Below are 19,010 nucleotides of genomic sequence, written 5' to 3' on the forward strand. Positions count from 1 at the left end.
TATCTATTTAGTAAATCCTTATTTCCGCTGGTATCTCCGCACGAGCCGGTCGCCCAGAGTTTGCAGGATTTGAACTAACGCGAGCAAAACGAGCACGGTGACGATCATCACCGTCGTTTGGAACCGCTGGTACCCGTAGCGAATCGCGAGATCGCCAAGACCGCCGCCTCCGATAACGCCCGACATCGCCGTGTAGGAGACGAGCGTCACGGCCGTGATCGTGATCGCCGCGATCAAGCCGGGACGGGCTTCAGGCAGCAGGACGCGGCTCACAATCTGTCCGTACGACGCACCCATCGCCTGCGCCGCTTCGATAACCCCGCGGTCGACTTCGCGCAGCGCCGTTTCGACGAGCCGCGCGAAGAAGGGCGCGGCTGCAATCACGAGCGGCGGGATTGAGCCGGGAACGCCGATCGAGGTGCCGACAAGCAGCTTCGTGAACGGAATCACCATGATCATCAGGATGATGAAGGGTACGGACCGCAGCACATTGACGACCAGCGAGAGCACGCCGTACACCGTCCCGTGCTGAAGCATCTGGCCGCGCGAGGTCAGAAAGAGCAGGATGCCCAGCGGCAGCCCGATCAGCACCGTGAAAACGGTAGACAGCCCGAGCATGGTCAGCGTATCGAGCGTGGCACGGCCGATCTCCGTCCAATCGAGCTCCATCAGCTTATCCATAGCGGATCACCTCCACATCGAGACCGCGGCTGCGCAGCAGGGCTACCGTCTCCTCCGCGTCCGCCCGGCCGCCTTGAATTTCGACCACCATCTGTCCGTATGGCGTGTCCTTGATCCGGGAAATCGTCCCCTGCAGAATAACGAGCGGCACGCTGGCCTCCCGCATCGTTTCATACAGAATCGGCGCATACGTCTGTTCGCCCAAATACGTGATCCGCACGATCGTCCGCTCGTGCGCCGGCGAAGAGGCGGCCTGCAGCGGCTCCGAGCTGTCCGACAGCTGCTCCACGAACTCGCGCGTCGTCGGATGCTGCGGCTTCAGGAACACATCGGTCACGGGCCCGAGCTCTACGATTTTACCGCCGTCGATCACCGCCACCCGGTCGCAGATGGAGCGGATCACGTGCATCTCGTGCGTGATGAGCACGATCGTAATATGCAGCTTGCGGTTAATATCGAGCAGCAGCGCCAGAATCGAATTCGTCGTCTGCGGGTCCAAGGCGGACGTCGCCTCATCGCACAGCAGCACCTTCGGACTCGTCGCGAGCGCACGGGCGATGCCGACCCGCTGCTTCTGCCCGCCGGACAGCTGCGCCGGGTATTTCGCGCCATGCTCTTCCAGCCCGACCAGCTGCAGCAGCTCGCGCACACGGCGCTCCACCGCGCCCGGCTGCTGCTTCGCGAGCCTTAACGGGAACGCGATGTTATCCGCAACGGTAGCGGAAGAAAGCAGATTGAAATGCTGAAAGATCATCCCGATCGAGCTGCGCTCCTGCTGCAGCCGCCGGCCGTTCAACGCCGTCATCTCTACCCCGTCGACGAATACTTGTCCGCCTGTCGGCTGCTCCAGCACGTTAATCGTGCGAATCAGCGTGCTCTTTCCGGCGCCGGAGTGCCCGATAATCCCGAAGATTTCGCCTTTATTGACCGTGAGATCGATATTCCGCAGCGCCGCAATGGAACGGTCGCCGACCTGGTAGGTTTTCGATACGTTGCTCAGTTGGATCATGTCTTGTCGCACCTCATATGTTAAAGCACTGGCGTATAATTCCTAAGGGTTTGGCTAAATGGTGCGCCGATCTCATAGAATTTATACGCGAAGGGTATCCCCCATGCCATATGGCCCTTGGGCCATTAAATCTTTGATATGATACTAGCAAATCAGCCACCTGTCAATAGCCTGGATTTTCCAACAACAGAAAAGACATTCCCGGGTACGAGAATGTCTCCGCTGTACGGATGACTTAATTCATACTAATTTAATAGGAATAGTGATATAATAGCACCGCGCATTTTCCCCTGTCAATAGACCGCTTTACCGCTGTTCCGCAGTTAACCGTTCATACAGGAAGTCCACGACGTGCTCCGCCTTCATCCGCTCCGTCATGCCTTCCAGCACGTGGCTCACATCCTTCACCCGCTCGGCAAAATCCTTCGCCGCCTCCGCATACGCCGGATCGTCGTGCAGCAAGTGCCGTACTATCCCGAGATACAGAGGCAGGGGCGTTGGAGCCCCGCCTACGGGGACCGGACGCAGCCGGGCGGGCAAACGCAGTCCGTCCACGGAAACGGCTTTTAGTAAAATGTGTAAATGATTTGTTACATAAATGAAATCTAATTTTCATCTGTCTTTAAGCTTCCCCGCCTATAATAGAACTCGACCCCCTTTTGATATATAAACTTTTAAGACCCGCAAGCCTTGCGCTCGCGGGTCTCTTTCTGTCTTGCCCACCTGCTCGTTCTCTGTGCTCTGTTGTTTTGTTGCCCTGCCCCTCTGTTTCTCTATTCCATCATTCCCCATGACGTCCTGGGCGAAGATCGCAACCCGACGATAGTCTTGATATAATGAACAGTAACTTACCACTGTGCAAAGGATGAGATAGCGGCGCATGGCATTCGGAATTAAACGAGAAGAATTGACGGCGTGGAAGGAAGCGGTGACGCGCGGGGAAATCGCTTATTTGACGCATTATTGGCTGGACCCGCGGTTTCCGGGCATTACGTCGGTGACCAAGGTAGGTAGTGCGGATCTCGAACGGCTCGAGGCATGGTGCCGCGGCAACGGCCTGAATCCCGCGTATATCCATAACCGCCCGCCCTATCCGCACTACGATCTGATCGGACCGAAACAGAAGGAAATATTGCGCCGGGAGCGGTTATGGGATCATTTGGAACGCTTTAAGCTGTTATAAACCAGACACGGGGCCGCGGCGGGGAGCAGGCGGCAAGAAAGGCAGCTCCGGCTCACTGTTCTTCGCTCGGCACAACCCTGGCCTTAATCGTGTCGAAAGGAACCGGTGTATAGTCCCAATGCTCGACGCTAACGTTGACGTACTGTGTCCCCTCGTACTTTTGCCCGTGGATGTGACCGTGAATGTTCACGTAGGGCATATGCTTGTTCATGTACATCGGCTCGTGGGACAGGAAGAAAAATCCGCCGTACACGATCGGATACTCGCTCACTTCATCGAACCCGGCGTCGAGCCACCAGCGGCGGCCGCGGCCCCGGTCGTGGTTGCCGAGAATCAGCACTTTGTACCCGTTAAGAGCGGACACGATCTGCTTCGTTTTCTCCATATTTAAGAACGAGAAATCGCCCAGATGAAACACCTGATCGTCCTTCCCCACCACAGCGTTCCACTTCTCCGTCATGACTCGCGTCATCTCTTCGCTACCGGTAAACGGCCTCGATTCGAAATCGATAATGTGCTTGTGGCCGAAGTGATGATCGGAGATCATAAATACGTTCGCCATCGTATCCCCCCTGTCGATCCTTAATACTGCCTCTAACTATCGGTTCCCTCATTCGATCCGGAATCGCATCGCAGCCCGGCACCGGTTACGCCCCTACCGGAGGCAGCTCCTCGCCCCGCTTGATTCGCTGCACGCCGTCCTCGCATACCCCGTACGGCTCCCAAGGGCAGCCGACGCAGATCCGCCCGATGTCGCCTGCCTCCATCGTCTCATCGACCGCGCCGCATACGTCGGCCCAGCTCATCTCGCGGCCGACCCGCAGCCCGAGCTTCTCCAGCACGCGCGAATCGCGATGCGCTACGCTCGTTTCTTCGCAGTGCGGGGGCTTGTCCTTCGGATATGCGGCGCAGATGTCGTCCGGCCCCTCCACCAGCACGACCCGCGTCTGCGGCTGTTCACGAAGCCGCTCATAGATCGCCGTCATGTTGGTGCAAAAGTCGGGCGAGTAGCCCATCCCCCGGTAGCCTAGCAAACATAATAAATGATGCCCTCGAAGTCGAATCATCCGGTGTCCCATCCTTCCCCTTACTTGCGGTCCGTAGTGTCATGAAACAACAGGCTGCCCCGCGGGCAGCCTGATCTTCTCTTACTTATATTGGCGCCAGTCGAGACCGCTGTTGTTCAGCAAATGATCAAAGTCGTTCTCGAGACGCTTCTCTTCGGCCTTGCGGGCTTCCGCCGCTTTTTGCTTGGCGGCTTCCTCGCGTTTAGCCGCTTCCGCTTTCATATCGTCCGCCTGCGCCTTCAGCTTGTTCACGATATCCGGATTCAGAAGATCCTTCAACGTGGCCGGTTTATCGGAAGTAGCCGGCTGAGCGGCGGATGTCGGCCGTTTTTTCTTGACCATATCCATCACCTCGGTTTCATCCACATTATAGCAGGTTTCACCGGGTCGCACTACTGCGCGGTCCCCCGGCAATGGTTCGCATTTACTTATTAAAAATACATCGCTTGCTAAAATATAGTGAATTCATTACTCTTAGATTTAGAACATGAATCGGAGGTGCGAACCATGAAACTCGGAATTTTGGATCAATGCCAAGTCGGCGAAGGACAAACCGCCGCGGATGCGTTGAAGGAAACGACGCGGCTGGCGCAAGAAGCGGACCGGCTCGGCTATGCCCGATACTGGGTATCCGAGCATCACGGCAGCAGGATGCTGGCCTTCTCCAGTCCGGAGGTGCTGATCGCTCACCTGGCCGCGGCGACCTCGCGCATCCGTGTGGGCTCGGGCGGCGTGATGCTGCCTCATTACAGCTCTTATAAAGTGGCGGAAAACTTCAAGCTGCTTGAGGCGCTTCATCCGAACCGCATCGATCTCGGACTCGGCCGCGCACCGGGAGGCATGCCGCTGGCGACGCGAGCGCTGCAGGAGCATAAATATGTAGACACGGACCGCTATCCCCAGCAAGTCGCCGATTTAACGGGGTTCTTATACGAATCGCTGCCTCCCGATCATCCGTACGCCAAATTGCAGGCGGCGCCTTCGATCGCAACCGCTCCCGACTTGTGGCTGCTCGGTTCAAGCGATGAGAGCGCCAAAATCGCGGCCCAACAGGGGACTGCCTACGGATTCGCGCAGTTCTTCGGCGCGCCCGGCGGGGAAGCGGCGATCCGGTATTACCGGGAGCACTTTCAACCGTCGGGCTTGAACGATCGTCCGCGAGCCCTTGCTGCGGTCCTGGTCGTATGCGCCGATACGGAGGACGAAGCGAACCGGTTGGCGACAAGCTCGGATCTGTTCTTCCTTCGCTTGGGCAGCGGCCTCGACCAGCATGCCTTCCCTTCCGTACAGACGGCTATGGACTATCCGTATACGGAATACGACCTGCTGCGCATTCGCGGGGCCCGTGAGCGCCGCTTCGTAGGCACGCCCGACCGCGTCAAGGCCCAACTGCTCGATTTTGCCGAGCGGTACGGCACCGATGAACTGATGATCGTCTCCCCGATTCACAACTTCGGCGCACGCGTACACTCCTACCGTCTGCTGGCCGACGCCTTCGGGCTTCCGCAGACGCCATGAACCGAACAAGCGACCGCTCCCCGATACAGACCGGGAACGGTCGCTTGCTCGATCTATCCGGTCCCGGCGACTTCCGCCCGGGATAACCGACTCTCTTTTAACCTGTGTATAACCTCGGTTGTGGATATGTTAATGAATGTACTAAAACCTATGCACAGGAAGATGAGATAGCCTGTTAGTAATGTGTATAAGCCTGTGAATAACGCAGGTCATTTCCTTGTCATGGATGCGGACGATCGTGTTGCCGCCGACCGGCAGCCGCCCCATGGACTGTTCACAGCTTCCTTACATTTCGGCTTGCTGGCCCGCATCCTGCTGCACCGCCGATTCCGGTTTGGCCTCCCGCCACGCCGGTACGCGCTTGCTGTTGTGCGCGCCGAGCATCATGCCGGTGCCGAGAGCGGTACATTCAAGCGGATGCTCGGCAATATGTACGGGAACCCCGGTCTCCTCGCGGATCCGTTCATCAATTCCTTCCAGCAGAGCGCCGCCTCCGCACAGCAGAATCCCCTGCTCCACCACATCCCCGGCAAGCTCGGGCGGGCACCGCTCCAACGTCGCGCGAATAGCTTCGACCAGCAGCTGCAGGAAATCATCCACCACCGTGTATATTTCCCGGGAGCTCAACTGGATCGAACGGGGCAATCCGTTAATCACATCCCGCCCCTTAATGCCGAGAGTACGTTCTTCGGAGGAAGCACGGGCCGTTCCGATTTGTTTCTTGATTTCTTCGGCCGTTCGTTCCCCGATCTCCAGGTTGTACTGCCGTTTCACATAATCCATAATATCTAGGTCAAGAGACATCCCCGCCCGGTTCACCGTATGGCTGGCCACAATGCCCCCGAGCGACAAGATGGCCACTTGACAGCTGCCTCCGCCAATATCGAGCACCAAATGACCGATCGGCTCGTCAATCGGAAGTCCTGCCCCGAGCGCAGCAGCCAGCGGTTCCTCGACCGCAATCGCCCGTTTGGCTCCCTTATGGACGATCGTTTCTTCAACGGCCCGCTTTTGCACATTGGTAATGCCGCAAGGCACGGAAATATATACTTGAGAGCTTCGCAGCAAAGACGAGCGGCCTTGTATTTTTTTGATAAAATGCTGAAGCATGCTGCTGGTCAGATCGAAATTGGCGATGACGCCATTCCTCAAGGGATAGGTGATGTCGACATGAGCGGGAGCTCGTCCGATCATCGCTTGCGCCTCCGCGCCTACGGCCAGCAATTCGCCGGTGCTTTGATGAAAGGCGACTACAGACGGTTCGCTCAGCACGATGCCTTTACCCTGCTCGAAGATCACCGTGTTTGACGTTCCTAAGTCAATACCGTATAACTTGTCAAATCGTTTAAACATGAAACTTCTCCTCCTTTATTGGAAACCCGATGCGCGATTTGGAGGTGGATCAGCCGGATCTTCTATAGTATTCTGCTTCACTTGCAAATTTGAGGGGGAACTAGCAAAAATCGTGAAAATCTTCAAATATTTTTGACAAAATACGACAGATCGTTTATTTTTAAATGATATAGAACTAAATACCTACGGCAAACTCGTTCGAAAGGCGGGGACGCAAAGCCACAGGTCTTCCGCAGTTTCTGCGATGATGGCTGGGTTGCAATTTAAGACACTACCTTTCGGTAGTGTTTTTTGCTTAGTGGGCGGTTTGTCATTCACAAGGTATGGATCAAAACTATCGTGGATGGGAGCAGCTATTTTGTTTACAAGAACTTCTTCACCTGTCGTTTCATTCTTTTACCTGGTCCTGTTGCTGGTCTTAGCTTGTTTGGGAAACATCATGAACCTGTCTCTATTTTATGGAGTCGACTTTATATTCGGCAGCATCTTTGTATGGCTCATCATGAAGCTCTATGGATTTAAATGGGGATTGATCGGGTCTATTCTCGCAAGCAGCGCTACCTTAATTTTATGGAATCATCCGTATGCTATGCTGGTCTTTATTGCAGAGACGATATTCGTCGGCCTCTTCTACCGGCAGAAGATCAGCAACTTCGTCTTCCTGGTCGCGTTGTTCTGGATCCTGCTGGGCATGCCGATGATCTGGTTATCCTATCATTATGGATTGCAGATGGACGCTACGGCTACGTTGACAGTTATGCTTAAGGATGCTGTCAACAGTATTTTAAATGCTTTGATTGCAAGCCTTATCCTCACTTATTTGAGGGCTCCCATGGGGACCGGTCGAACCTCCAAAAAAACGTCCCGTTCTTTGTACGATATTCTTTTTAACATTTTTGTCGCCTTAATCGTCTTTCCCCTGCTGCTTGTCATGATCATGGTGAGCCGAGAGGAGATTAAGAAAACCGATGCGGCGATTCAGGAAGCGGCGGAACGCCAATCGGAAATCATTGAGAACGATATCAGCAACTGGAGAAACGTTCATGTGTCGGCTGTCGAGCAATTTTCCAATCTCGCGGCTGAAACTGATCTGAACGATGCAGAGGCTCTGCAGAGGCTTACTGCTCATTTTAAACAAATTTTTCCTGATTTTCATAATATGTTCATCACCAATGCTGCAGGAACAACCGTAACCTTCTATCCCTTACATAATATGAACGGCCAACCTACGCTCGGTTTGAACTTCTCGGACAGGCTGTACTTTATGCAAAACAAAGAAAGCTTACAGCTTGTCATTTCCGATGTTTTCGCTGGAAGAGGCGGCGTGTCCGAACCCGTCGTAAATATCAGCGCTCCGATCATGAGCGGCCGGCAGTTCCAGGGCATTGCCGGCGGGGCCCTGGATCTCGGTTATATTAGCCAAAGAATTCAAGCACTCACAACATATACGAACATCCATGTTACCATCGTGGACCGCAACCGGCACGTGATCGCCAGCACCCGTTCCGCGAATGCCGTTATGCAGGAATATGACTGGAAAAAAGACGGCGAGATTCACGACTTGAAGGACGGCTTCTACTATTGGCTCCCCAAAAATATCAAAAATCCGATGAAACGGTGGGGAAACTCGTCATACATCAAGATCACGCCGTTATCAGGCCTTGGGGACTGGACCGTCATCGTGGAATCGTCGTTTGCGCCTTATCAGAACGGATTGTACAAGTCCTATATCAAAACACTTACGATCCTGTTGATTTGCGGACTGATCGCAATCATTACGTCCTTCTTCATCAGCCGTTCGATCGTAAGGCCGATCATTCGGTTAGCGCATACGACAACGGACTTACCCAATAAAATATTGGAGAAAAACGCCGTTCATTGGCCCAGCAGCCTATTGACCGAAATTACGATTCTCATTGCGAATTACCGGATCATGGCCGAGAGACTTCACTACATGTTTCGTGAAATTCAGCATCTTGCCTATTACGACCATTTAACAGGCCTTCCCAACCGGGTGCTGTTCAATCAGGAATTGGAAGTTTCGTTAGAGCAGAGTAAACGTAACGGGCAGACGGCAGCCATCCTTTTTATTGATTTTGATCGTTTTAAAGTGATTAACGATACCCTTGGACATCGGAACGGCGACCTTCTGCTGCAGCAAGTCGCGGAAAGGCTGAAAGGCAGCATCGAAAGCAATGATTTCCTCTCTCGTATGGGCGGAGACGAATTTACTGCGGTATTCCCGAACATGACCCGTGAACAAGCCGCCCAAGCCGCGCAAAGCATGCTTGATCTGTTTACCGCTCCTATCCTGATTAGCGGTCACGAAGTGTTCATCACCCCCAGTATCGGAATCAGCATGTATCCGGACGACGGGGAAGATCAGGAAACGCTTCTTAAGAATGCCGATCAAGCGATGTATGCCGCCAAAGACAAGGGCAAGAACATGTATCAATTTTATACGTCCGAAATGGATGAGGCTTCCTGCAATCAAATGACGCTGGAAACCATGATGCGTAAAGCGTTGGATCATGGCGAATTCGAGCTTTACTATCAGCCCAGAATGAATGTAAGGTCAGGAACGTTCAGCGGGCTGGAAGCCTTGATTCGCTGGAGACATGCGGAACGCGGCTGGATTCCTCCGACCGATTTTATTCCTCTGGCTGAAGAGACGGGGCTGATCAATCCGATCGGAGAGTGGGTTTTATATACGGCTTGCGCGCAAAATAAAGCTTGGCAGGATGCCGGATATCCGCCATTTTCCGTTTCCGTCAACCTGTCCGTCAGACAATTCCGGGAACAAAACCTTGTCGAGCTCATCCCCCGGGTACTGCGGGAATCCGGACTGAAGCCGCAATATCTGGAGCTGGAAATTACGGAGAACCTCAGTATGCATCATATGGAATATGTGCTGTCGATATTACATGAGATCAAAAGGTTGGGCGTCAAAATATCCATGGATGACTTCGGGACGGGCTATTCTTCGCTCAGCTATTTAAAAAAGTTTCCGATCGACCATCTTAAAATCGATCAATCCTTCATTCGGGATATCCAGGATCACAAGGAAGACCATTCGATTGTTAAAGCGATTATCGATATGGCGCACAGCCTTGGGATGATTGTCGTGGCGGAAGGCGTAGAAACAGAGGCTCAATCGGCCTTACTGCGCGAGATGAAGTGCGATGAGATTCAGGGCTATTTGATCAGTAAACCTAGTTCAGTAGAGGACATCGAGCACTTCCTGCAAACGGTCAAATTCTGATATCGCGACAAAATAAGAGGCAATCAACGCGTTTCCACATGATTGCCTCTTATTCATGAAGAGTTGGTTTAATCAGGCATGGCTTTTCTCTAAAGAAACATCGTCGGCAACGGTTCTTTGTTTGCTTACTTCGATACGCCGGATACGATGGCTATCCTTCTTTAAGACAACGAAGGTCAACCCGTCATAAGTCCAGGATGTGCCGACTTCGATATCCGGATTGGCCGCGAATAGCCATCCCCCGATGGTGTCAACGCCATCGTTCTCCAAATCGCTACCGAACAGGTCGTTCACTTCACTCAAAAGCACCTTGCCGTCTAAAATATATTTGTCATCCTCGATTTTTTCGATTTCCTTGGCTTCATCGGCATCGAATTCGTCACGAATTTCTCCCACAATCTCCTCAAGGATATCTTCCATGGTGATCAGTCCCGACGTACCGCCGTATTCATCCACGAGAATCGCAATGTGAACCCGTTCTTTTTGCATTTTGGCCAGCAGCGTATTGACTGGCATGTATTCGGGTACCGTAAGTACCGGATGGACCAATTTATTGAAATCGAATGAATCAGGATTGTTATCATAAAGCAGGAAAAAATGTTTGGTGTTCACTATTCCCACAATATTGTCCTTGCTGTCCTTCGCTATAGGAAACCGCGTGTATTGCTCGCGGCGAATGATTTCCAGGTTTTCCTTCAATGTATTATTCGTATACAGACAAATCATGTCCGTTCTCGGAACCATGATTTCTCTTGCCAGCATGTCATCGAAAGCGAAGATGCGGTTCACGTAACCGTACTCCGTTTTATTGATTTTCCCGCTTTGATAACTTTCCGAAACAATAATCTGAATCTCTTCTTCGGAGTGCGCTTCCTCATGTTCCTTGGCCGGCTTTAAACCGACCATACGAATGAGTGCATTGGCCGACCCGTTTAATAACCAGATGAACGGATACATGATTTTATAAAATAACATGATCGGTTTCGCGACCAGCAAACTGATTTGCTCCGCCTTCTGAATAGCTAACGTTTTCGGCGCCAGCTCGCCAAGCACGACGTGAATATAGGTCATCAGAACGAAAGCGACAAGGAAGGATATTAAGCTGCTTACTTCAGCCCCAAGACCGAACGCATCAAACAGCGGATGCAGCAATTTCTCAACGGTCGGTTCACCCAGCCATCCAAGTCCCAAAGCCGTAATCGTAATCCCCAATTGGCACGCGGAAAGATACCCGTCGAGATTACTTTGAACTTTTTGCACCGCGATCGCATTATTTCGTCCTTCCGAGACCAACTGGTCTACCCGGCTGCCCCGTAACTTAATAATGGCAAACTCCGTCGCGACGAAAAATGCGGTAAGCAAAATAAGAACGGCTACAAGAAACAAATTTAGGCCCATATCAACCTTCCTTAGTCTATAATATTAGGATCACTCACATTTGAGAGTTCTTATGAACTTATTATATATTACGTCTTATGAATAATAAAACGGTATATGGGGCTGAATTCACCCTGTTTACGTTCTTTTCGTATTAAAGTTAACCCTAACAGGCATTTTTCATTCATTATCTCCCTTTGACAAACTCATACGAAACGTTTTATGATGAGTTCAATTGAACTCATAAAGATTGAAATGATGTAGAAGGAGAAGTTTTCATGGAGACTTTCACATTAACGCGTAAAGAAATGGCGATTATCCTCCTCTCCTTGAAAGGAAGAGCTACCCGATCTCCCCTCACTGTTCTGCAGGAGGCATGGAAAAAAAACCACCAGGCGGACATGGAGCACGGCACATCCCTATCCGCTTTTCTTTCTACCCATCTTCCCCCCGTGCTTGAGAAAATGATCAAGCATAATCGGGTTGAAGGCTTTTCTTTGCAAGACATCGTCTCTCTTGGCAATCAAATCGAATATACCAATATGTCCATTACCTCGATGCAGAATTGGGTAAAACGAGATTTCAAGGATTTTTTAGGTTCTCCCAAAGTAGGCAAAAAATATTCGGTCGATCAAGCCGCCATGCTTTTTATCATAGACGATCTCAAGAACTGCCTGGATTTCGAATCCATCCGGAAGCTGTTTGAAATTATATTCCAGCAGCCTGACGACGAGACTGACGACCTGCTGGCGCCTGCTGACTTATATGCGACCTACTCCCGTCTGTTCGAAGAGCTTGATGCAAACAACGATCAGCTGCTCGACGTTCAAGGACATGACTCGGGCAAGCGCAACCATGACGCTTTAACGGAATCGACCATTCGCCAGAAGGCGAATCAATTTGCGTGCAGCATGGAACATTTGAACCCTCAGCAAAGGGAAGCCGTCCGAAACATGCTGATGATTGCCATGGTCTCTGTTCAGACCGCTTATTTCCACTCCTTGGCGAGAAGGTATTTAAACGCTACGTTATTTCTTCATAACTTGAATTAACCGAAACTTTACGCGATGACTCCGTATCTGCAAGCAGTAAGGAAAACACAAACATCCCGATCCGCTTGTTACCTGGCGGATCGGGATGTTTGTTTGGATAAGCTGTGAGCCGCTGCGGCTTGTATGCTCCGTATTAGGAACGAACCTTGTTTGTGACAACGCCCAACTGCGGACTGCGAATTTCGATCTTGTCTCCCGGCTGAATCTCAAACGGGCCTGCGGGTGTCCCCGTCAGAATAATATCCCCCTGCTCCAAGGTAATAATGGAAGAAAAATAAGCGAGGATACGGGCAAAAGAGAAGCCCATCTCGGAAGCGGACGCCGATTGCTTTAATTCTCCGTTCTGGTAACTTTCGATACGAATGGAAAGCGGATCGTCCACCTTAACGAATGTCCCGAGCGGGGTGAACGTATCATAAATTTTCCCTTCGCCCATCACCTTCGGACCGACGGCCGTTAAATCGTTGGCGATTGCGTACCCGCCAACCGCGGACAAATCGGCCATTTCCTCCTCGGTAACGTTACGCAAGGTACGGTTGACCAGCAGGGCAATTTCCACCTCTGCAATCACTTTCTCAGCCTGGCTCGGGATTTGAATCTCCTGACCGTCGCGTACAATCGTTGTCATCGGCTTCAGGAACAGATGAGGAACGTGATCCGGCGGGAAATTCTTCGCTTTCAGCAATGCCGGATAATGGGGCCCGATGCCGATTATTTTTGCCATGGTCTTGTCTCCTTTCATAAATCAGGAAAAAATCGAAATGAAAACCTCTTTAGGATACACTTATTCTTCGCCAGGCTGCAAATTTTTTTCAATATGGGCTACCGGGCCATCCCCTTCGTTGACTGATCCTTAAGCGTTGTCTACGGCAAATCGCTGAACTTCTTCCAGCGTCGGCAATGAACTTTGCGCGCCCGGGCGAGTGACCGTGATGGCCGCTACGATTTGCGCCTGCTTGACCGCCATATCGATATCCCGGTTCTTCACGTAGCTTGCCGTAAAGCCGCCGATGAAGCTATCTCCTGCAGCCGTCGTATCCTTTGCCTTCACTTGATGGGCCGGATACAGCTGGAAACGGTCTTTATCCACATAGCAGCACCCCTTGTCGCCCAGCGTGACCAGAACCGCTTTCACTCCTTTGGCCAGAAGGGACCGGGCCGCTTCCTGGAGACTACGTTCATCCGCAATCTCCATCCCGGATATTTCCGACAATTCATGTTCATTGGGGATCAGGATATCGACGTTCTTCAACATCTCTTCCTCCATGATTTTCGCTGGAGCCGGATTTAAAATGGTTGTTTTGCCGGCTTCCTTCGCCAATTGAAGGGCGCAGTTTACGGTTTCCATGGGAACTTCCAGCTGCAGCACGACCATCTCGCATTGTTCGATAACGTGTCTTTGGTTCCGGATATCGTCCGGCGTCAGGTCAAAGTTCGCCCCCGGGACGACAACGATATGGTTTTTCCCGCTTTGGTTCACCGTCACTAATGCGACTCCCGTTCTATTCGGAGAAGTTAGAATATGCCGGGCGTCTACATTACTTTCTTTCAAAGAATCGAGCAGGGCGGAAGCATAAGAATCCGCTCCGACTTTGCCGATCATACCGACCGAGGCCTGCAGCTTTCCGATCGCTACCGCTTGATTGGCGCCCTTGCCGCCGGCTATTTCCGAGAACCCTGTTCCCAGAATGGTCTGGCCTTCATGAGGCATTTCCTCGACATTGATCACAATGTCCATATTCAGACTTCCAATAACTACGATATTTGGATTCATAAGCTCGTGTCCTTTCTTGTTGAATCTCTCGGGATTAAGGTTACCTCTAATTCATGAACCTTATTTTCCACATCGACCCCATTGACTTTCTGAATAAGCAGCTTGGTTGCTAACGCGCCAAGTTCATAGATCGGCTGGGCGACGGTCGTGATTTCCGGTTCGACAGCCTCTGTCAGATGAATCCCGTCAAACCCGCAAACAGCCACTTGCTCCGGTACCTTGATCCCCATCCGAAGCAGCGTCTTTAATACGCCTACCGCCATCAGGTCATTACCTACGAAAATCCCGTCGACATCCGGGTGCCGCTGCATTAACTCTTTCGCAGCAGACATTCCGCCGTCCAGACGAAAATTCCCCGGCACCATCAAGGTCGGCGTGTACCACCCAAAATCTTTAACCGTCTCCTCGTATCCTCTAAGCCGCTCTTTGGCCGTCAAGATCTCCTGCGGACCGTAGATATGCGCAATCTTCCTGGATCCCCTATCCAGTAAATGCCGGACGGCCATCCTGGCCCCTTCCAAATTGTTCGAACGAACAACGCTGCACGCTTCTCCAACAGGAGCACGATCCAGCACCACGAATGGGATCTTGTTGCTTCTCAAGCGGACGACGTCATCCCTTTGCAGCGTATGTGAAGAGAAAATAATGCCATCGACATACCGCTGCTTCAAAACCTCGATGTACGACTTCTCCTTGTCTCCCTGATCGTCCGAATTGCCAAAAAGTACGGTATACCCATACGCACGGGCCACATCCTCGACAGCTCTCGCCAATTCGGGGAAGAACGGGTTCGTTATATTCGGGAGTATTAGGGCGATCGTTCCCGTCTTTTTACTCGCCAGCCCTCTTGCAACAGCATTGGGTTCATACTGCAATTTCTGTATGGCCTGTTTCACCTTTTGTTCGGTTTCTTGATTCACATAGCCATTCTTGTTCAATACGCGGGATACCGTTGAAGCGGACACCCCGGATAATTTCGCTACATCCCGGATCGTTGTCACTGGCAGCCCCCTTTCCCAAACGGGTGCATGATAGCCCCAATAATATGAAACCGGTACCACATGAAGTAAAAATAGACCTCGACCAATCCAATCAAGGAAGAGCCGGAACTCGATTATTCGGCTTACACGGGTCATGAAACCGGTACCATACTTTATGTTTACGAGTATACGTTGGAATCATTTTACTGTCAACACCTATCCATGAGGCTGCCCATACCGCTGGTTTCCCTTAGGGAACCGGTACCACATCAACGGCACAAGCGGAAAATGAAAAAGCCACTTTCAACAAGTGGCTTACGGAAGTATTATTCAGGACGCTCCATGGCAAACATGGAGCCTAGCTTGGCATAATAATTACCTGCCATGCGACTGACCGGATTCAGCTTGCCGGGATCGATATAACCGTTCACATAGACGTCCTCCGCCAGGTGGAAGCGGACGACGCGAACGATCAGCAAATCGCAGGCGGGTTGACTGCCGGCACCGCCAAGCGGTATCGCTTGTTCGAGCAAGCATTCCATACGGATTTTGGCTTCCTTCACCCCCGGTACGCCGATCGTTTCACTGGCAACCGGCGTGAAGCCCGCCCTTGCAACTTCGCTCTCGAACGGGGGTAAATTGGCCGCCGTTTCATTCACTTGGCCGATGATCGATTCGTCCGTAATATGAATAACCAGGGCGCCGGCCTCAATCGCGTTCCTCGCCGTATCTTTCATCGCGCCTTGGTTCCGCTGAACAGCTACTGAGAGCATAGGCGGCTGGCTCGCTACAATCGAAAAGTAACTGAAAGGAGCCGCATTCAATACCCCGTCCTTCGATAGCGTAGTCACCAACGCGATCGGCCTGGGGACGATACTCCCGATCAACAGCTTATAATTGTCCCGCTCGCTCTGAGCGGCCGGATCTATAGATATCATCGTTATCTCCCGTCGATATCGGAATATTCGGTGAAGTGCTTGCGAAACCATAACGCGGCCGCGGCCGCTTCCGTAGACGTCAATTGATGTCCGTAACGCTCCCAATGTACCGTAACGGATGCGCCCGCTCCGCCGAGAAGCTCTTGAAGCTCTTCGGTTTCCCGCGCCGGACATATCGGATCATTAGTCCCGGCGCCGATAAAGACCGGAGAACCGGACAAATCCGGAATCGGAATCCCTCTCCGCGGAACCATCGGATGGTGGAGAATGGCGCCTTTCCAGGTGTGTTCATAATGGAAGAGCAGGCTGCCTGCGATATTCGCTCCATTGGAGTACCCTACCGCCACGAGATTGCCGCGGTCGAACCCATATTGACTTGCGGCCTGATCCAGAAAATCGTGCACTTCCTTCGTACGGAAGATCAAATCCTCCTCATCGAATACGCCTTCCGCCAAGCGCCGGAAAAAACGCGGCATCCCGTTTTCCAGCACATTGCCCCTAAGGCTGAGAACGGAGGACTCTGGCGCGATATGCTTGGCTAGCGGCAGCAGATCGCGTTCCGTTCCCCCGGTGCCGTGGAAAAGAACCAAGGTCGGCGCCTCTTGGCGGGTCCCCTTGTCAAAAATATGGTTCATTTCTGCTTCTCCTCCAATACCCGTACTTCGATCGGGAGCAGGTTCGCCTCAATTTGGGAACGATGCGGCTCAAACCACTCCGGCAGCATCAGCTTCTCGCCTAACGCGTCGGCAGGCTCATCTAAAGCAAATCCCGGCGGATCCGTAGCGATCTCGAACAGTATGCCCCCGGCCTCGCGGAAATAAAGCGCATTGAAATATTGGCGGTCTACGATAGGGGTCGGGCGATAACCATACTTCTCCACCGAATTTCTCCACTCCGCATGCTGCTCGAAATCGTGGGCCCGCCAAGCGATATGATGAACGGTTCCGGCGCCGTCGCTGCCTCCGTTCATGGCCGAGAGCGGCACATCGATAACGTTGCCGATATCGCCGAACGACCGGTAACGGGCATACGCGACATCTTCGGCGACCTTGCTCAAACCAAGCAAATGTTCCAACGCGTCCATCGTTCTCTTCGGGTTGACGCTGAATAGAACGGCGCCGCCAAAACCCTTGATCGCCTTATCAGCCGGAATGCCGCCGAACGACCAGCCGCTGTTCGGTCCCTCTTCACGTTCGACGAGTTCAAGGCCTAAGCCCTCATTGTCCGTGAATTGAAGGTAGTTCTCCGAGAACCGGGTTACTTTCTTAACCGGAACGCCGAAGCCTTCCAGACGACTCTCCCAGAAGCCTAGCGAGCCTTGCGGCACGACATATGTCGTTATGCCCACTTGGCCGCCTCCGATTCGTCCCCTGCGCGCTTGCGGCCAAGGAAAGAACGTGATAATGGTTCCGGGGCTTCCTGCTTCATTGCCGAAGTACAGGTGATACACTTCCGGAGCATCGAAGTTGATCGTTCTCTTCACCAAGCGAAGTCCGAGAACACCCGCGTAGAAATCGACGTTCGCCTGCGGATTGCTTGCAAATGCGGTAATGTGATGAATGCCAGCCGTTCTTAGCGTCATGTAAAGTCCTCCCTTAATTCATTAATTTCCCCTACTTGTTCCTATCCATCCATAGGCCGTACCCATCATGCCGGTTTAGTTCAGAAGTGCATCCAAAGAATACGAGCCCGCGCCAGTCAAGGCGACTGCGATGGCGACCGCAATCAGAACGAGCGGGTATTCATAACCGTTGGTTGTCGACCAAACGCCGTTCTTGCCGTGTACTTTGACAATCGCGCCAAGCATAGTCACGGTAATGAGCGCAGCGGCCAGCGGAGTAAACAGTCCTGCAGCAAGCAGTGCGCCTCCAAGCAGCTCCATCAGCCCGGCCAACACGGCCATCGTAACTCCCGGCTTAATTCCTACCGATTCCATCCATCCGCCCGTTCCTTTCGGGCCGTAACCGCCGAACCAGCCGAACAACTTCTGGGCTCCATGCCCGATAAACAATAATCCAACGACCAGACGAACCACTAATAATCCAAGAGACAACATGACAATGACCCTCCATATATTTTAATTTCAATAATCTTTAATTTAAGATATTAGGCAAAACTATCGAGCCACGCGTCTAGCCATCCTCCGCCCCTTTTCCCAGCTTCTTGAGCAGTTCGATCGCGGCTTGCTTTTCATCGGGCGACAGAGCCTTCATGAAGGAGTCGATCACCGCGGCATGCTTGGGAAAAATACGGTCAAACCATGCATTCCCCTCCTCCGTAATTTCCGCATAAATGACCCTTCGGTCCTCCTTGCACGGTACGCGTTTCAATAGTCCCTTCTTCTCCAGCTTGTCGATATTGTAGGTTATGCTTCCGCTTGTAATTAATATTTTTTCCCCGATTTGCTGTAAAGGAACTTTCCCCTTCGTATACAACAATTCAAGAATCGTAAATTCGGAAGAGGACAACCCGTATTGCTTCATATCTTTGACAGCCCGGTCCATAACGGTCTTGTATGCTTTGGAAAGTACAACGAACAGCTTCAGGGATCTCAAACTGGAATCATCCAGATGAATCGTCATTGAAATCACCTCCCCTTAATATCTTAATTTAAATTATCTTTAATTAAAGATATATGATTATTCCAATCATGTCAATACGTTCAGCAGAAGATTTTTGGACAGCAGCAGCGGAACACCTTCACTCCTTTTAACCGTACAACTCTTTTATTATGCGAAGCGCGCCAATGGTTTGTGTATATAGGTCCTGCTGGGCATCAGCCCAATCCGAAGAATTCATTCCTACATATACTGCTT

At 52.0% G+C, this 19,010-nt stretch carries 20 protein-coding genes and 1 riboswitch; of the genes, 4 read left to right on the forward strand and 16 right to left on the reverse strand.

The features are described from left to right. Positions 1-18: 18 nt before the first annotated feature. The 3 genes from ACZ439_RS10695 to ACZ439_RS10705 all read right to left on the reverse strand — a co-directional run bounded on the left by ACZ439_RS10695 (position 19) and on the right by ACZ439_RS10705 (position 2,245). Positions 19-681: a methionine ABC transporter permease gene (locus ACZ439_RS10695; protein WP_054795768.1), complete on the reverse strand. Its 663-nt coding sequence runs from the start codon at positions 679-681 to the stop codon at positions 19-21. Then, positions 674-1,690: a methionine ABC transporter ATP-binding protein gene (locus ACZ439_RS10700; RefSeq protein ID WP_054795767.1), complete on the reverse strand. Its 1,017-nt coding sequence runs from the start codon at positions 1,688-1,690 to the stop codon at positions 674-676. Before ACZ439_RS10700 ends, ACZ439_RS10695 begins: the two co-directional genes overlap by 8 nt. A 306-nt stretch (positions 1,691-1,996) precedes the next feature. Beyond that, entirely contained in the window at positions 1,997-2,245 is a 249-nt protein-coding gene (locus ACZ439_RS10705) for a hypothetical protein (protein ID WP_464621001.1), read from the reverse strand. A gap of 325 nt (positions 2,246-2,570) precedes the next feature. On the opposite strand from ACZ439_RS10705, the gene ACZ439_RS10710 reads away from it, so the two are divergent. After that, entirely contained in the window at positions 2,571-2,873 is a 303-nt protein-coding gene (locus ACZ439_RS10710; RefSeq protein ID WP_054799127.1) for a hypothetical protein, read from the forward strand. A 52-nt stretch (positions 2,874-2,925) separates the two neighbouring features. Here ACZ439_RS10710 and ACZ439_RS10715 read toward each other — a convergent pair whose 3' ends face one another. The 3 genes from ACZ439_RS10715 to ACZ439_RS10725 form a co-directional block, all read right to left on the reverse strand. After that, on the reverse strand, positions 2,926-3,435 hold the full coding sequence (locus ACZ439_RS10715; protein WP_127606754.1) for a metallophosphoesterase: 510 nt from the start codon (positions 3,433-3,435) through the stop codon (positions 2,926-2,928). Positions 3,436-3,520: 85 nt separating this feature from the next. After that, a complete protein-coding gene (locus tag ACZ439_RS10720; protein ID WP_054795766.1) occupies positions 3,521-3,940 on the reverse strand; it encodes a DUF1284 domain-containing protein in 420 nt (139 codons plus the stop codon). A gap of 81 nt (positions 3,941-4,021) precedes the next feature. After that, complete coding sequence (locus ACZ439_RS10725) at positions 4,022-4,282, reverse strand: YqkE family protein (protein ID WP_127606852.1); 261 nt, start codon at positions 4,280-4,282, stop codon at positions 4,022-4,024. A gap of 165 nt (positions 4,283-4,447) precedes the next feature. Here ACZ439_RS10725 and ACZ439_RS10730 point away from each other — a divergent pair, with 165 nt between their 5' ends. Next, complete coding sequence (locus ACZ439_RS10730; RefSeq protein ID WP_054795765.1) at positions 4,448-5,458, forward strand: LLM class flavin-dependent oxidoreductase; 1,011 nt, start codon at positions 4,448-4,450, stop codon at positions 5,456-5,458. A 285-nt stretch (positions 5,459-5,743) separates the two neighbouring features. Here ACZ439_RS10730 and mreB read toward each other — a convergent pair whose 3' ends face one another. Then, on the reverse strand, positions 5,744-6,811 hold the full coding sequence (mreB, locus tag ACZ439_RS10735) for a rod shape-determining protein (RefSeq protein ID WP_127606748.1): 1,068 nt from the start codon (positions 6,809-6,811) through the stop codon (positions 5,744-5,746). A gap of 177 nt (positions 6,812-6,988) precedes the next feature. Then, positions 6,989-7,075, forward strand: a riboswitch (cyclic di-GMP riboswitch). Between the two features lie 94 nt (positions 7,076-7,169). Here mreB and ACZ439_RS10740 point away from each other — a divergent pair. Then, entirely contained in the window at positions 7,170-10,073 is a 2,904-nt protein-coding gene (locus ACZ439_RS10740; RefSeq protein WP_464621002.1) for an EAL domain-containing protein, read from the forward strand. A gap of 72 nt (positions 10,074-10,145) precedes the next feature. Here ACZ439_RS10740 and ACZ439_RS10745 read toward each other — a convergent pair whose 3' ends face one another. Then, positions 10,146-11,471 (reverse strand): hemolysin family protein, encoded by a 1,326-nt coding sequence (locus ACZ439_RS10745; RefSeq protein WP_464621003.1) that lies wholly within the window; start codon positions 11,469-11,471, stop codon positions 10,146-10,148. Positions 11,472-11,728: 257 nt separating this feature from the next. Here ACZ439_RS10745 and ACZ439_RS10750 point away from each other — a divergent pair, with 257 nt between their 5' ends. Next, the gene (locus ACZ439_RS10750) at positions 11,729-12,502 is read left to right on the forward strand and encodes a DUF1836 domain-containing protein (RefSeq protein ID WP_127606742.1); all 774 of its coding nucleotides are present in this window, start codon (positions 11,729-11,731) and stop codon (positions 12,500-12,502) included. Between the two features lie 133 nt (positions 12,503-12,635). Here ACZ439_RS10750 and ACZ439_RS10755 read toward each other — a convergent pair whose 3' ends face one another. From ACZ439_RS10755 to ACZ439_RS10790, 8 genes are all read right to left on the reverse strand, one after another. Continuing rightward, positions 12,636-13,226, reverse strand: a complete 591-nt coding sequence (locus tag ACZ439_RS10755; protein ID WP_054799122.1) for a fumarylacetoacetate hydrolase family protein — start codon at positions 13,224-13,226, stop codon at positions 12,636-12,638. A 129-nt stretch (positions 13,227-13,355) separates the two neighbouring features. After that, entirely contained in the window at positions 13,356-14,240 is an 885-nt protein-coding gene (gene rbsK / locus ACZ439_RS10760; protein WP_196426933.1) for a ribokinase, read from the reverse strand. Between the two features lie 32 nt (positions 14,241-14,272). Beyond that, positions 14,273-15,277, reverse strand: coding sequence for a LacI family DNA-binding transcriptional regulator (locus ACZ439_RS10765; RefSeq protein ID WP_054799121.1), 1,005 nt, complete (start codon positions 15,275-15,277; stop codon positions 14,273-14,275). A 305-nt stretch (positions 15,278-15,582) separates the two neighbouring features. Continuing rightward, entirely contained in the window at positions 15,583-16,194 is a 612-nt protein-coding gene (locus ACZ439_RS10770) for a flavin reductase family protein (protein ID WP_155615005.1), read from the reverse strand. Positions 16,195-16,196: 2 nt separating this feature from the next. Next, positions 16,197-16,829, reverse strand: a complete 633-nt coding sequence (locus ACZ439_RS10775) for an alpha/beta hydrolase (RefSeq protein ID WP_464621004.1) — start codon at positions 16,827-16,829, stop codon at positions 16,197-16,199. Continuing rightward, the gene (locus tag ACZ439_RS10780) at positions 16,826-17,776 is read right to left on the reverse strand and encodes a ring-cleaving dioxygenase (RefSeq protein WP_054799120.1); all 951 of its coding nucleotides are present in this window, start codon (positions 17,774-17,776) and stop codon (positions 16,826-16,828) included. Before ACZ439_RS10780 ends, ACZ439_RS10775 begins: the two co-directional genes overlap by 4 nt. 75 nt (positions 17,777-17,851) lie before the next feature. Then, on the reverse strand, positions 17,852-18,250 hold the full coding sequence (locus ACZ439_RS10785; RefSeq protein WP_054799119.1) for a DoxX family protein: 399 nt from the start codon (positions 18,248-18,250) through the stop codon (positions 17,852-17,854). 76 nt (positions 18,251-18,326) lie between these two features. Next, positions 18,327-18,776, reverse strand: coding sequence for a MarR family winged helix-turn-helix transcriptional regulator (locus tag ACZ439_RS10790; protein ID WP_127606730.1), 450 nt, complete (start codon positions 18,774-18,776; stop codon positions 18,327-18,329). Positions 18,777-19,010: the final 234 nt, after the last annotated feature.

Source organism: Paenibacillus sp. JCM 9796, assembly GCF_055379675.1.

Coding starts and splice junctions, on each gene's coding strand:
- ACZ439_RS10695 (WP_054795768.1), bottom strand. CDS start 681: ATGGATAAGCTGATGGAGCTCGATTGGACGGAGATCGGCCGTGCCACG.
- ACZ439_RS10700 (WP_054795767.1), bottom strand. CDS start 1,690: ATGATCCAACTGAGCAACGTATCGAAAACCTACCAGGTCGGCGACCGT.
- ACZ439_RS10710 (WP_054799127.1), top strand. CDS start 2,571: ATGGCATTCGGAATTAAACGAGAAGAATTGACGGCGTGGAAGGAAGCG.
- ACZ439_RS10715 (WP_127606754.1), bottom strand. CDS start 3,435: ATGGCGAACGTATTTATGATCTCCGATCATCACTTCGGCCACAAGCAC.
- ACZ439_RS10720 (WP_054795766.1), bottom strand. CDS start 3,940: ATGATTCGACTTCGAGGGCATCATTTATTATGTTTGCTAGGCTACCGG.
- ACZ439_RS10725 (WP_127606852.1), bottom strand. CDS start 4,282: ATGGTCAAGAAAAAACGGCCGACATCCGCCGCTCAGCCGGCTACTTCC.
- ACZ439_RS10730 (WP_054795765.1), top strand. CDS start 4,448: ATGAAACTCGGAATTTTGGATCAATGCCAAGTCGGCGAAGGACAAACC.
- mreB (WP_127606748.1), bottom strand. CDS start 6,811: ATGTTTAAACGATTTGACAAGTTATACGGTATTGACTTAGGAACGTCA.
- ACZ439_RS10745 (WP_464621003.1), bottom strand. CDS start 11,471: ATGGGCCTAAATTTGTTTCTTGTAGCCGTTCTTATTTTGCTTACCGCA.
- ACZ439_RS10750 (WP_127606742.1), top strand. CDS start 11,729: ATGGAGACTTTCACATTAACGCGTAAAGAAATGGCGATTATCCTCCTC.
- ACZ439_RS10755 (WP_054799122.1), bottom strand. CDS start 13,226: ATGGCAAAAATAATCGGCATCGGGCCCCATTATCCGGCATTGCTGAAA.
- rbsK (WP_196426933.1), bottom strand. CDS start 14,240: ATGGACATTGTGATCAATGTCGAGGAAATGCCTCATGAAGGCCAGACC.
- ACZ439_RS10770 (WP_155615005.1), bottom strand. CDS start 16,194: ATGATATCTATAGATCCGGCCGCTCAGAGCGAGCGGGACAATTATAAG.
- ACZ439_RS10775 (WP_464621004.1), bottom strand. CDS start 16,829: ATGAACCATATTTTTGACAAGGGGACCCGCCAAGAGGCGCCGACCTTG.
- ACZ439_RS10780 (WP_054799120.1), bottom strand. CDS start 17,776: ATGACGCTAAGAACGGCTGGCATTCATCACATTACCGCATTTGCAAGC.
- ACZ439_RS10785 (WP_054799119.1), bottom strand. CDS start 18,250: ATGTTGTCTCTTGGATTATTAGTGGTTCGTCTGGTCGTTGGATTATTG.
- ACZ439_RS10790 (WP_127606730.1), bottom strand. CDS start 18,776: ATGACGATTCATCTGGATGATTCCAGTTTGAGATCCCTGAAGCTGTTC.